Origin of the sequence: Coleofasciculus chthonoplastes PCC 7420, from assembly GCF_000155555.1 — a bacterium.
GTDB classification, from domain to species: Bacteria; Cyanobacteriota; Cyanobacteriia; order Cyanobacteriales; family Coleofasciculaceae; genus Coleofasciculus; species Coleofasciculus chthonoplastes_A.
Genome location: NZ_DS989875.1, coordinates 2686 through 15135, shown reverse-complemented (window position 1 = coordinate 15135; position 12450 = coordinate 2686). Strand labels below are relative to the sequence as shown.

Annotated in this window: 14 protein-coding genes and 1 pseudogene; 10 read left to right on the top strand and 5 right to left on the bottom strand. The window is 44.6% G+C overall.

What is annotated here, in order from left to right:
• Positions 1-207 precede the first annotated feature (207 nt).
• Together MC7420_RS31955 and MC7420_RS40895 are read left to right on the top strand one after the other, a co-directional pair.
• Positions 208-1275, top strand: coding sequence for an anthranilate phosphoribosyltransferase family protein (locus MC7420_RS31955; protein ID WP_006105929.1), 1068 nt, complete (start codon positions 208-210; stop codon positions 1273-1275).
• A 27-nt stretch (positions 1276-1302) separates the two neighbouring features.
• Positions 1303-1458 carry a hypothetical protein gene (locus MC7420_RS40895; RefSeq protein WP_006105968.1) on the top strand — a complete coding sequence of 52 codons (156 nt, stop codon included), beginning with the start codon at positions 1303-1305 and terminating at the stop codon, positions 1456-1458.
• Positions 1459-1523: 65 nt separating this feature from the next.
• Here MC7420_RS40895 and MC7420_RS42070 read toward each other — a convergent pair whose 3' ends face one another.
• Together MC7420_RS42070 and MC7420_RS42065 are read right to left on the bottom strand one after the other, a co-directional pair.
• Positions 1524-1685 (bottom strand): hypothetical protein, encoded by a 162-nt coding sequence (locus MC7420_RS42070; protein WP_006105927.1) that lies wholly within the window; start codon positions 1683-1685, stop codon positions 1524-1526.
• Positions 1686-1702: 17 nt separating this feature from the next.
• Complete coding sequence (locus tag MC7420_RS42065; protein WP_006105907.1) at positions 1703-1912, bottom strand: hypothetical protein; 210 nt, start codon at positions 1910-1912, stop codon at positions 1703-1705.
• A gap of 596 nt (positions 1913-2508) precedes the next feature.
• On the opposite strand from MC7420_RS42065, the gene MC7420_RS31945 reads away from it, so the two are divergent.
• From MC7420_RS31945 to MC7420_RS31910, 7 genes are all read left to right on the top strand, one after another.
• Entirely contained in the window at positions 2509-3837 is a 1329-nt protein-coding gene (locus MC7420_RS31945; RefSeq protein WP_198016611.1) for a transporter, read from the top strand.
• Positions 3838-3977: 140 nt separating this feature from the next.
• Entirely contained in the window at positions 3978-4640 is a 663-nt protein-coding gene (locus MC7420_RS31940; RefSeq protein WP_006105946.1) for a class I SAM-dependent methyltransferase, read from the top strand.
• Between the two features lie 255 nt (positions 4641-4895).
• The gene (locus tag MC7420_RS31930; RefSeq protein WP_044210929.1) at positions 4896-5144 is read left to right on the top strand and encodes a hypothetical protein; all 249 of its coding nucleotides are present in this window, start codon (positions 4896-4898) and stop codon (positions 5142-5144) included.
• Positions 5145-5339: 195 nt separating this feature from the next.
• The gene (locus MC7420_RS31925; protein WP_006105886.1) at positions 5340-6404 is read left to right on the top strand and encodes a fatty acid desaturase; all 1065 of its coding nucleotides are present in this window, start codon (positions 5340-5342) and stop codon (positions 6402-6404) included.
• A gap of 205 nt (positions 6405-6609) precedes the next feature.
• A complete protein-coding gene (locus MC7420_RS31920) occupies positions 6610-7251 on the top strand; it encodes a Uma2 family endonuclease (protein WP_006105885.1) in 642 nt (213 codons plus the stop codon).
• A 16-nt stretch (positions 7252-7267) separates the two neighbouring features.
• Entirely contained in the window at positions 7268-7738 is a 471-nt protein-coding gene (locus MC7420_RS31915) for an endonuclease NucS domain-containing protein (protein WP_006105949.1), read from the top strand.
• Between the two features lie 215 nt (positions 7739-7953).
• A complete protein-coding gene (locus MC7420_RS31910) occupies positions 7954-8220 on the top strand; it encodes a hypothetical protein (RefSeq protein WP_044210926.1) in 267 nt (88 codons plus the stop codon).
• Between the two features lie 144 nt (positions 8221-8364).
• On the opposite strand, the pseudogene MC7420_RS31905 reads toward MC7420_RS31910, so the two are convergent.
• Positions 8365-9562, bottom strand: a pseudogene (locus tag MC7420_RS31905) (RNA-guided endonuclease InsQ/TnpB family protein).
• A 235-nt stretch (positions 9563-9797) separates the two neighbouring features.
• On the opposite strand from MC7420_RS31905, the gene MC7420_RS35935 reads away from it, so the two are divergent.
• Complete coding sequence (locus MC7420_RS35935; protein WP_006105970.1) at positions 9798-10601, top strand: hypothetical protein; 804 nt, start codon at positions 9798-9800, stop codon at positions 10599-10601.
• 241 nt (positions 10602-10842) lie between these two features.
• On the opposite strand, the gene MC7420_RS31895 is transcribed toward MC7420_RS35935, so the two are convergent.
• Both MC7420_RS31895 and MC7420_RS31890 read right to left on the bottom strand, forming a co-directional pair.
• Positions 10843-11541, bottom strand: coding sequence for a sugar transferase (locus MC7420_RS31895; protein WP_006105966.1), 699 nt, complete (start codon positions 11539-11541; stop codon positions 10843-10845).
• A gap of 83 nt (positions 11542-11624) precedes the next feature.
• Positions 11625-11849, bottom strand: coding sequence for a hypothetical protein (locus MC7420_RS31890; RefSeq protein WP_044210924.1), 225 nt, complete (start codon positions 11847-11849; stop codon positions 11625-11627).
• Between the last annotated feature and the right edge of the window lie 601 nt (positions 11850-12450).

Sequence of the window (12450 nt, the reverse complement as noted above, 5' to 3'; positions counted from 1 at the left end):
CTTGTATCAGAATATACTAAAAATAAAATCTGTATCAAATAATACATAAAAATTAATTGTAGATTTGTTAACTAATCCTCACAGCGTTCACTCAATGCCGAAGTCGTTGCATCTTTGTTCAGGAATCACGAACGGTTCTCTGTCAATCTGCTATCGTCCTAAACCGTTATCGCCATAGTCCAATCGTCCTATTTTTCATCCCCCATTATGAGTATTATTTTCAGAGAACTGTTAAAGAAAGTGGGTAGCGGTAGCCATACTCACAAAGATTTAACTCGTGAAGAAGCCGCCAACGCCACAGAAATGATCTTGAATGAAGACGCGACTCCGGCTCAAATTGGGGCGTTTTTAATTGCCCATCGGATTAAGCGCCCCACGAGTGAGGAACTTGCGGGAATGTTGGATGCGTATGATCAATTAGGTTGCACAGTACCCCGGTTATCGGGTGATCCGATAGTCACGGTAATGGGGACACCTTACGACGGGCGATCGCGAACCGCCCCAGTTACTCTATTAACGGCGCTGATGCTGGCGGCTTCAGGGGTTCCGGTAATCCAACATGGCGGCGACTGTATGGCAACAAAATATGGCATTCCCCTAGTAGAAATTTGGCAAGGATTGGGCATTGATTTTACCCGATTGAGTCTTACCCAAGTGCATCAGAGTTTAGAAACAACTCGCTTTGGGTTTATCTACACCCCTAACCATTTTCCGGCGACTCAAAGTTTGGTAAATTATCGAGATCAGATTGGCAAGCGTCCCCCCTTTGCCACGATTGAATTAATTTGGCTTCCCTATGCTGGAAACGTGCATTTAGTGGCTGGGTTTGTCCATCCCCCAACGGAAGAATTTATGCAGGGAACATTAGCGTTACGAGGCGTCAACAATTACACATTAGTCAAGGGGTTAGAGGGAAGTTGTGATTTGCCCCGTGAACGGACGGCGATTATTTCGACACATAAACCTGGAGATAGCGAACCCTATCAACGCCTGAAACTTCACCCTAGGGATTATGGTTTTGAAGGGAAGGAAGTTCCTTTAGAGTCCAAGGAACAATTATTGGCACAAATTAAGGATGTTTTAGCCGGAAAATCTTCAGAATTGCAAAAATCCGTGATTTGGAATGGTGGGTTTTATCTTTGGCGTTGTGGGGTTTGCCCTGCGTTAGAAGATGGATTAAGTAAGGCGGAGTCTTTGTTAACTACAGGGGCACTTCAGCAGCAGTTGACTGAGATTGAGTCTACTGTAAGTTATAGCAACCGCCATAGCGGTTAGGACACATCATTTATGTAGAGACGCGCCATGGCGCGTCTCTACAATGATGCCGAAAGTCCTAATCGATGTGTCTACTGCTATAACTGGGCGGTTAAAACCGCAGCTACACAAACGAAACCCGCCTGCGCGGGTTTCCACACCCCTAGTTTTTCTTCATTTTGTCAAGCGAAATTTGTTGGTTGACCCGCGATTTCCTTTTCAGGAGGGCTTAAGATAAAAGGGTATTCCACAGAACATAATATTACCAATTAACCTCGCCAATCTGCTAACTGAGTCACGAGAAAATAGCGAACATGATCGGTAAATGTAGAACCGAAATCGTTTGTCCCATGACCCATACCCGGAACAACATAACAATCACTATTCGGAAACCGTTTGGCACAAGCCTTAGCATCGGCGACATTCACCATGCGATCGCGCTTCCCGACTAAAAAGCGAATCCGACGATGAGAGTCTTGACACTAAACATCCGCAGCATCAGTTGAGTATCAAAGGAAATACCCCGATCCAGAAGCGGTTTAATTTCAACATGCGCCACCCCGGAAAACGTCCGCGTGAAACTGCGTTCACCTGCTAGGGGTGTGTCAAATAATGCCACAGCAATCCCCATCTGCGTCAGCGTTGGCACTTTCTTCATCAGCAATGCGGCTAAACCAAAGATGGTTAATGCCGAGTTATACTCTTACGTTTCATCGTAACTGAAAGACCCTTGAGCCGAATATCCCTCTTGTCCAGTCCAGTCGAGTTCAAAGGTAATAGCCTGGGCAGAAACAGCCGCTATTGTCAGTAAACTCAGTACCGCACTAGAAGCAGCAATTGTAATTTTTGACAGAGACCAGTCATAGCAAAATCATTATGTCCAAAGGTTGATCAAGTATACGTTACCGTTCTTAATGTCTGTCAAACTTACATTAAGTGGCTCTGCACAATAAATGTAAACGGTGAGGCTCATCATTTATCATTATGTGCTGGGCGAGGGTTTAAAGTAAATTCACATAACGTAACCTAGTTAAACATTATCGGCTTTTAGGGTCTATGCTCCCTCAGCAATCACGTCTTTTACCCTTCACCATCAAGTTTGACAACCTGTCTTTTGACTTAAACTGTAACCCCAACCAAAATAACAGACACTGTTTACATACGTTGCGTTAACGAGAGGTTGATTCAGTGAAAAGAGATCACCGTCGATTCAGTTGGGTCATAATGGGAATTATCTGGATGTGTCCGATAAGCGTGAATGCACAACCCTTGCCAAGGATAAACCAAAAACCCTTCTTACCCATTCCCGATACAATCTCACAAACGTGGGAAATTCAATCGGAAACCAAACCAGCGAATGTAGATTTCTCTAGGGAAATTGATCCGATTATAGATCGACAACAGGCAAATTATGATCGATGGGACAAACGTTCATTGACTCCCCAACATGAGCGAGAGGCTCAGGTTAACCCTCTTGGTGTTCTAGACTTGCTGGAAAAAACTTCAACGGCTTTGAGCCATCCCATTTCCTTCGATGAGATATCAACCGGACAATCCACTCCTGAAGTTCTAACTCCGCTGCCAATCTTTAATTTAGACGATCAAAACATCCAACTTGCTGATAGCAATAATCAAATAGAACCCTTTCGATGGACTTCAGGACGACCCGATGGACATGCTCCTATTGGCGTAATGGGTGATCATACCCACAGTGCCGGAGAATGGATGTTCTCCTACCGCTATCGGTTTATGGATATGGACGGTAATCGGGAGGGTACAGATAACCTCAGCGATGCCGAGGTTTTGCAACAGTTTCCAGTGACTCCGGTACGCATGACCATGCAAATGCACGCACTAGGGGTGATGTATGCACCCAGCGATGACCTGACGTTGATGGCGATGATACCTTATGTTTTCAAAGAAATGGATCATGTTACTCGTCGCGGCGTGCGCTTTACTACCAATTCAGAAGGCTTCGGTGATATCAAACTCACAGCACTTTACAAAGTCCTAGATCAAAGCCAACAGCGCTTGCACTTGAATATCGGCATGAGTTTCCCCACAGGCTCAATTGAGGAGCGAGACAATACCCCAGCAGGTGATGACCAGATTTTACCCTATCCCATGCAGATCGGTTCTGGCACTTTTGACTTACTACCTGGTATTACTTACTTAGGTCAGAGTAACAATTGGTCTTGGGGCAGCCAAGCGATCGCGACGCTGCGCTTGGGTGAAAATAGTAATGATTATCGACTCGGTAATCAACTGATGCTCACGGGTTGGACGGCTTATAAGTGGACAGATTGGCTGAGTACCTCAATTCGTCTCAATGGTCAGACGTGGGGAAATCTTGATGGATCTGACTCTCGTCTGAATCCGATGATGATTCCCACTGCTGATCCAGATAGACGAGGTGGCACTCAGTTAAATTTAGGCTTTGGTGTTAATCTCTATGCTCCCAGTGGTAATCTTCAGGGAAGTCGGTTAGCGATTGAGTTTGAATTACCTCTTTATCGTTCTCTGGATGGCCCGCAGCTTGAAACGGATTGGCGGTTGACGGCTGGTTTGCAAGCCGTTTTTTAGGGGTGCATGGTGCATGGTGCATGGTTCATGGTTTATAGCAATCAACAATGAACGATGAACCATCAACAATCAACGTATCCTTAACATTCCGTAATTTTTCTTAAACTAAAAGATAGCATCTTATTTTCCGAATCAAGACTATGCTGCTGCAATCCAACCAACGGACGAAACTAGACGATACCGACGATACCCTGTTTTACTCTTTCCCTCGCTTTGTCACCCATGTTGATGCGGGGTTTCTGGATCAACTCACTCAACTCTATAGAGAACGCCTGAAACCCCATACTCGCATCCTGGATATGATGAGTAGTCATGTGTCTCACTTGCCCGATGACATGGAATTCGCCCATGTTGAGGGACACGGGATGAATGAACAGGAACTAGCACGCAATCCCCGCTTAAATCATTATTTTGTCCAGGATCTGAATAAAAATCCTCAGTTACCGTTGCCCGATCAAGAGTTTGATGCGGTTCTCAACTGTGTCTCGATTCAGTACCTCCAATACCCTGATGCGGTGTTTCAGGAGATTTACCGCATCCTCAAACCTGGGGGTATCGCCATTATCAGCTTTTCTAACCGCATGTTCTTCCAAAAAGCGATCGCGGCATGGCGAGACGGAACTGAAGCCAGTCGTGTGCAACTTGTCAAGGGTTATTTTCAATCTGTACCCGGATTTGCTACTCCCGAAGTGATGGCCCCTTCTTCGCCAGTTCCCAGTTTGTTCCAGATGCTAGGGGTTGGCGGGGGTGATCCCTTCTACGCCGTCATCGCCCAGCGTCAAGACAATCAACACGGAGTTTAACTAGGAGTTATCACCAATGATGCAACGTTTACGAGATTGGGGTTTTACGCGGGAATGGCTACGTGGCAAACGCGGGCTATTTGCAAGAGCGAGAGGAAAACACTTGACAGATGGGGGTTCCAGCTTATCAAGCTTGTTGGCTTTCATAATGAATGACTCAGCCAGTCATAAAATTGCCCTATATGATGCAACAAAACTTGATGTTCAAGATACAATAGCCTGTGGTGTGAGTAAGTAAAAATAACTATTTAACGAATGCTAAATCGTTCATCTAGTGTAGTCTGTCCACCAAACCCGAATCGGGAAGCTGCAACCGAGAGCGATCGCGGGATGGTAAGCAACACGAGTGACCAACGCCTGATAAAATTAATGAAGTCGATTTACCAGGCTGATCAGCAAGTCAAGTATCTACATTTGCAAGCAGAAGTAGATTCACTATTGCAGCAGCTCCAAATCCTCCAAAAACAACGGTTGGCTGCGGCGCAATCCGACGCCAATAATTAAGGGGAACAGTAGTGTTTGGTTTGATTCATGCTGTTTTTGCACCCCAGAACTCATTCTTGGGGTGCTAAGTTTTGTCAACTCTGACGGATAAGCACAAGGAGATACCCTTCTATCTGCCAGTAATAGACGGCTGGGCAGGATTTTTTTTGCCTGATTATTCGCAATTTACCAACCTCTCATGTATTAAATTCTTTCATGACTATATCGACAATCAAAGAACAAAATTCCGCTTACTCGATGACAAGGGTGACGACTACCTTACGGTTAAGAGACATTTTGCGAACGTTACCGCGTGAAGTGTTTGAGAAAAACCGTCGCAAAGCCTGGACAGTGGTTCTGGTGAATATTTTAATGGTGGGTCTAGGCTATGGGGGTTTAGCGATCGCGCCCTGGTTTTGTTTACCGCTATTATGGATTTTCACTGGTACAGCATTGACTGGCTTTTTTGTGATCGGTCATGATTGTGGTCATCGTTCCTTTGCCAATCGCCGTTGGGTGAATAATTTGGTGGGACACCTGGCATTTTTACCTTTACTTTATCCCTTTCATAGCTGGCGTATTCTCCATAACCACCATCATACCCACACGAATAAGCTTGGCGAAGATAATGCATGGCAACCCTTTACTATAGAGTATTATGCCAGCCACCCGATTGTAGTTAAGTTGTTTTACCAACTAACCCGAGGTCGATTGTGGTGGATTGGTTCGATGTTCCACTGGGCTTTACTGCATTTTAACTGGGGGAATTTCCAGGGGAAACAGCGTTCTCAAGTCAAGTTTTCCGCGTTGTTGGTTATCGGTTTTGCTGCTGTTGCATTTCCTTTACTCTTTGCCACAGTAGGTGTGTGGGGAGTGATCAAATTCTGGCTACTTCCCTGGGTTGTTTACCATTTCTGGATGAGTACATTTACCATTGTTCACCACACAGCACCCGATATTCCCTTTACCCCAGAACCAGAGTGGAATGAGGCTGAGGCTCAACTATTTGGTTCGGTTCACTGTGATTATCCCCGTTGGATAGAGTTTCTCTGCCACGATATTAATGTTCACATTCCCCATCACATTTCCAGTGCGATTCCGTCCTATAATTTGCGGTTAGCGCATCGGATTCTCAAGGAAAATTGGGGAGATGAATTGCGTGAATGCCGTTTTTCTTGGTCGTTGATGAAACAGATTACCGATCAATGTCACCTGTATAGTCAACAGGAGTGCTATCAGTCGTTTAAAGACTATCGAAAAGCCATGGCTGGAGGCAAGTAATACTGGATTGTCACACTAACGTAAATTAGATGAGAACCCCGATTTCTTCAAGAAGTCGGGGTTCTGGTATTAAGTTCAATGACACGCTCAACAAGCATTTTGGGATCGCCGAAACCCTTGATCGTAGGGTGGGCATTGCCCACCATCCTCATCTTTTGCGTGCTAAGTTACAATATTAGCGATCGCGAGCCATAGCAAGGTTGTCATGAGTCAACTGCAAGCCAAACTACCAACCGATACCTGGGTCAATGCGACTTGGGACGAATACCTTCAGGCAATCAGTGATCCAGCCTACGAAAAAGCGAAAGGCTACTATTATAACGGATGCATGAGGCTAGAGATGTCTCCACTTGGTAACCCCCATTCCCGCGACCATTTCATTGTTATTGCTGCGATTGCCCTCTTTGCCAGTATTCGAGACATTAACTTTGATGGTCATGATAATTGCACGTATCGTAAGACAGGCTGTGAGGAAGCCCAACCGGATGTTTCGTTTTATGTCGGTGACAACGCGGAAATAGTCCCTTGGGAAGCGACGATTATTAATCTCGATACCTACCCACCCCCTGATTTAGTCATTGAAGTTGCTTACTCTTCCCTAGCCGATGACAAAGGAGAGAAACGTCTCCTCTACGAATCCTTGGGAGTTCGGGAGTATTGGATTATTGATGTAAAAAATGTTCAGGTTATCGCCTTTGAAATTCAAAATGGCGGGAGTCGGCGAATTTATCAGTCTCAGGTGTTTCCTGGTTTAGAGATTGCTCTATTGGAAGAAGCATTTCGGCGTAGTCGGCAAATGAATCATGGTAAAGTGAGCGCTTGGTTGTTGTCGCAGTTTCAAGCTTGAGTAAAGGTTTAATCCTATGAACCAACGGTATCAGATCAATAAAACTGCTAACGGATGGGAATTTGCTAACGAAGCAGTTCTGGAAGATTTCGTTTGGGATAATCTTGAAAAAATGCTTGGATGGAAACCCTTGAAAAGACAGCATCATGTTAATGGAAACTACTCTGATATTTTAGCTATTGTCAATAAGGATCAACTCGTAATTATAGAGCTTAAAAACAGTGAAGATAGATATGTTATTCAGCAGTTAACTCGTTATTACGACGCTCTTTTAAAACAAAAGCCTTATCACGATAAAGTAAATTACAAATTACCAATTCGTTTGGTCGTTATATCTCCAAATTTTCATGCAGATAATTGGGTGGATTGTAAATATCACCGTTTAGACTTTAATTTATTTGAATTTTCAATCCTTTGGGAATCACAACCTAGATTCAAAATACAACAACTAAAAACTAATAATAAGTGCGCTCCCAAATTGCCATAGCGTGATCGCGCACGGCTGAACCACTGCTGTAGGTTGGGTTGACTCGCCGAAACCCCACAGGGTAAGTTACCTAAATTGCCACCTTGCAACCACCACTAAATTTAAAAGCCTTTTAGGAAAAATTTCTGATAGCAAAAGCAGGGTATCAATCAAAGCCTTGAAGTTTTAGGAAATGTTACTCTAGGGTTACATAGCAATCGTTGAGGGACATAGCCGTGAGCCAAGTTGTCAAGCTAGAACTGAGTGATGAAGTATATGCAGCCTTGAAGCGACAAGCTGACAGTGTTGGTGTTTCTCTATCCGAGTGGATCGCGATCGCTCTCGAACTACAAAGTGGTTTACCCAGTCACCAGAAAACTCAAGCTGAGAACGAAGCCACACCTCAAGAGTTGCCCAACCCCAGCCATTCTGGAGCTATTGACGTAGGCTATCTCACAGGATCTGATAATAGGGGCGTTGATGCTGATTTGGTTGGTTTATAGCCGAGATATCGCCAAATAATACCCTAAGCTGAGTGCGATCGCTTAAGCTGTAAGCAAGAGATTTCCATTTAGTCTTAATTTCTCCAGAAAGGCTATTGTGACATACTCCTACACTAACCTGAGTACAGGTATAGTGTAGGCTTCTCAACCAATCCGGCTATTGCGTAGGAGGCGTTGAGCTTTAAGAACGGGATGCCCCTCCGCTCTATTTTTTATATTGATAGCTGCGTTATGGTCACGGTCAAGACTGCATCCACAATGGGGGCAGTTGTGCCAACGCATAAACAGCTTTTTCGGTACTTTCTTTCTCTCCACAATTCGAGCAATCCTGTGATGTGTTATGGGCGCTTACTGGAATTACCAACAAACCAGCTTTTTCGGCTTTGTTTGTCAGAATCGACAGAAAGTTTGACCACCCAGCATCCAGCACAGATTTAGCCAATCTAGTTTGAGTAAGTCCTTTAACGTTTAAATTCTCATGAGCAACACAGTCATACTTTGATAGTAGATAATTAGCTGTTTTGAAGTGAAAATCCTTCCGTTTATCTGCTACCTGCTTTTGTTGTTTTCCTAGTTGCTTGATAGCCTTAAGCCTACCCTTACTCCCCTTTTTCCGACGGGCTACCCGTTTCTGGATAACTCCTAACCGTTTTTGAGCTTTACGGTAATGTTGAGGTATCGCAATAGTTTCACCATCGGCAGTTGTCAAGAATTCCTTTAAACCTACGTCAATCCCTGTAATTGAATCTGGGTGAAAATCTGGCTTTATTTCCGGAACTGTCTTGTCTGCCATCGATAAGGTCAGATAGTAACCATCAGCTTTCTTGGTAACAGATGCTGTTTTTATTTTGAATCCATCAGGGATAGAGCGATGTAGGATAACTTTAACTTGGCCGAACATCGGTAAGTTGATTAGATTACCTTGCCAACACCCATCTTTCATCTGGGGATAAGTCAAGGTGCGATATCGGTTACGGGCTTTAAACCTTGGCTTCCCGCTACGTTGGCCGTTGCTATCGCCTTTGAGGAATTTATCAAACGTTACCTTTACTCTCTTGACTACATCCTGTAGGACTTGGGAGTAAATTTCTTTATACCAGGGATGGGTTTTCTTTAGTTGAGGTAAAGTTTTTTTCTGAGAATAGTAATCTGGGGGGTCTCTTAATTCAGGAAGATGACAGATTAAGGGACAAGCGTTTACTGGAGAACGGTTTTGCTCATACCAGTTGAATCTATCAGCCAACAAATAGTTGTACTGAGCGCACAGCATAGCTAGCCATCTGTCAAGTTCAATGACTTGCTGTTTGGTTGGGCGTAGCTTGTACTGATAAGCGGTTCTCATTGTCTCCCCAAAGGCTGGTGACTATCTTAATATACACCAATTACAGTTTCAGCGCTAAAGAGGTACATCGAAAATCAACACTCACCCGATTAATTTATTGGTCATTTCTGTACCGACAATGACCCGCCTATCCATCCCGACACCAACCTGGGTTGTTACTGAGCCTGTCGAAGTACAGGTATGGTGTGGGGCTTCCGGCGAACAGAGCTAAAGGAAGAGAACTCAGGTAATCGCCATGAATAAGCTGCGGTGGATCGCTGGTTTAGGTCTAGTTGCTCTGCTCGTCACTAGCTGCACCCGTCAAAATAACCAAGTCAGTCAAACCCCACAACCTGAATCGTCTGTAGCGACAGCCCCGACACAACCTGAAGCTGAAACTGCCAACAATCGAAGCAAAACCCTAGTTCCTCCACCGCCAGCCGGACTGATTCCGTCGAGCCGATTGATTGAGATACCTGTTGCTAAAGCGCGTCAAGATCCGTTTAGTACGGTTAAGGTTGCACCGAATCAACAGTCTACTCCGACAAAGACAACTCAACCGACTCAGCCTCAACCAGCTAAAACGCAACCCTCCCAGCCAAAAGCGTCTGAAACTCCAGCCAAAACTCAACCTTCCCCAACTTCAGAACCTAAACGCCAACCCTCTCCGACTAAATCCTCTCCCACTCCCGCCGCGAACGAAAAATCACCTGAAACCCCAGCCCCTAAAACTCAAGCACCCAAGCCTCAACCGTCTCCAGCGCCTAGCGAGACAACCGTTATTGAGGAACCGCCCGCCCCTTCTACTGAACTGGCTGATGCGGTAAAAGTGAGTGGTGTGATGCAGCTTGAGGGACAATGGAATGCAATTGTCAAGGCGTCAGCGAACACAACCAGCCGCTATGTGCGGGCGGGGGATTCTTTGTTGAATGGCGCAGTTTTGGTTAAGCGTATTGAATTAGGTACAAATAAGGAACCGCTGGTGATTTTGGAACAAAATGGCGTTGAAGTGATTAAATATGTTGGTAGTGGCAATGGCTTGGTAGCCAGTGCCGATTAGAGCATCAGTTGAGTAAAAGATAGGTTGGGTTTCGTTGCTGCAACCCAACCTACAACTTCCTACAATGAAGTACACCTACATAGTGAGACTAATTGACTGGAGTTTAGACTACGAAAAACTAACCCAGCTATAACCTGAAGCTGAGCAGGAAGGAAAATTACTAGAAAATTAGAGTTTAAGATGCTTTTTTCGAGGCTTTTTTGTGTCGTACTTTACATCTATACCTTCTGCCTTCTGTTCGTTAGCAGGCACCGAGTCGGGTAAAAACAACGGAAATTGTTTTCCAAATAATCATTAAATCATACCCAGGATGCCATTGTTTCTGATAATTTAAATCAAGAGCAACCACCGCCTCAAAATCCTGTACCTGCGATCGCCCCTTGACTTGCCATTCGCCTGTGATCCCCGGTTTTACGTTTAATCGCTGCCAATGGTGGGGGTTGTAATGGATCACTTCGTCGTGGGTAGGCGGACGAGTGCCAACTAAACTCATGTCTCCGATTAAGACGTTCCAAAATTGCGGAAATTCGTCTAAGCTAGTGCGGCGCAGAAAATGCCCCACACGGGTGATGCGGGGGTCATTGTCATTCTTAAACAGGTGTCCTTGGACTTGATTGGGAACTTGGGATTTTAGGGCATCCGCTTGGGGAATCATTGAGCGGAATTTCCAGATTTTGAAGGGTTTTCCATAAAGTCCGTGGCGGGTTTGACTATAGAAAATATTGCCGGGACTATCGAGTTTTATGGCAATGGCGATGGGGAGAAAAAGTATCCCTAGAATCAGAAGTCCGATTAGAGATCCTATAATATCGATGCAGCGTTTAGAAATGGAATAGGTTGAAGGATGAAGCGAAAAAATTAATGTCTGATTATTGAAGAGTGATGGCTGATGGATATAGTCTTCATCGCAACGGTTGGGGTTAAGGGTAAATGCAGTCATTGGACTTGTTCCTTCAATTCAGGCGACTTGGGATGTAATAGTGATTGATGCGGTGTCAGAAATAAACAGGACACTCCGGTTGATCAAAAATTCTGAAGCTGTTCTTGGCGTTCTAATAGTTCTAGGTAAGAGATGGGTACAACTAGGGGCCACAGGATAGCGGCGGTGAGTAAGAACATGAGCGAGTGAAATCGGGTTTGGGGAGAGAGGTTTTCCTCACGTTGTAAAAAGCCTAGCCATCGTGTGAAGAAAAGCAGCAGCATGACTAGGTAAAAGAGAATTAATCCCATGAAAATGATGTTCCACATAAGTTTCCTGGATTGGTTGACAGTGAATTGACTTTCTAACTATTACTCTGGGTTCATTCCTCCCCTTTACGCACATAGTCCGGATTTTGTAACAAATATTTACAAAGTTAATCACCAACTCTGTATTCACTGGATCGCCAGCTTGGACAACCCGGATAAAATTCAGGCAAAAATGTAGTAAAAAATACAGAAAATCAGGTTTTATTCTGTAAAGCTTTGTCCCTTACCCTTCCTGTTCCCTATTCCTTTCTTATCTATCGGGGTCTTTCTGCACAGGGGAGAGTCGGGCGAGATGGGCAAATATTCCGAGCGGGTTGATTGGCTGTCTGTTCCATCTCACGCTGAAAATTCAACGGTGTGTTTGGACTGAAAATAGTTGGTGTTAGTTGCGGAATACGGACTGTATTGACTCCAGCACTAACTACTTCAATTATAGCGATAGATAAGGTTTTAATTCGTCTTGAGGTTGCCATAAAACCTGCTCCAATATCTTGCTATTGATAGACGTAAAAGTTGGGCATTTAAGAAATAGGTGAAGTCGCGATACGTCCGGCATCGCACTCCCATCTGCCAATAGCTTTAACCTTGACGACGCCTGGTT

Bases quoted from the DNA above. Each gene is read 5' to 3' on its own strand.
- MC7420_RS31915 (WP_006105949.1), top strand. From the start codon at position 7,268: ATGAACCAACGGTATCAGATCAATAAAACTGCTAACGGATGGGAATTT.
- MC7420_RS42070 (WP_006105927.1), bottom strand. From the start codon at position 1,685: ATGGTGAATGTCGCCGATGCTAAGGCTTGTGCCAAACGGTTTCCGAAT.
- MC7420_RS40895 (WP_006105968.1), top strand. From the start codon at position 1,303: ATGGCGCGTCTCTACAATGATGCCGAAAGTCCTAATCGATGTGTCTAC.
- MC7420_RS31955 (WP_006105929.1), top strand. From the start codon at position 208: ATGAGTATTATTTTCAGAGAACTGTTAAAGAAAGTGGGTAGCGGTAGC.
- MC7420_RS31925 (WP_006105886.1), top strand. From the start codon at position 5,340: ATGACTATATCGACAATCAAAGAACAAAATTCCGCTTACTCGATGACA.
- MC7420_RS31920 (WP_006105885.1), top strand. From the start codon at position 6,610: ATGAGTCAACTGCAAGCCAAACTACCAACCGATACCTGGGTCAATGCG.
- MC7420_RS31940 (WP_006105946.1), top strand. From the start codon at position 3,978: ATGCTGCTGCAATCCAACCAACGGACGAAACTAGACGATACCGACGAT.
- MC7420_RS42065 (WP_006105907.1), bottom strand. From the start codon at position 1,912: ATGAAGAAAGTGCCAACGCTGACGCAGATGGGGATTGCTGTGGCATTA.
- MC7420_RS35935 (WP_006105970.1), top strand. From the start codon at position 9,798: ATGAATAAGCTGCGGTGGATCGCTGGTTTAGGTCTAGTTGCTCTGCTC.
- MC7420_RS31890 (WP_044210924.1), bottom strand. From the start codon at position 11,849: ATGTGGAACATCATTTTCATGGGATTAATTCTCTTTTACCTAGTCATG.
- MC7420_RS31895 (WP_006105966.1), bottom strand. From the start codon at position 11,541: ATGACTGCATTTACCCTTAACCCCAACCGTTGCGATGAAGACTATATC.
- MC7420_RS31930 (WP_044210929.1), top strand. From the start codon at position 4,896: ATGCTAAATCGTTCATCTAGTGTAGTCTGTCCACCAAACCCGAATCGG.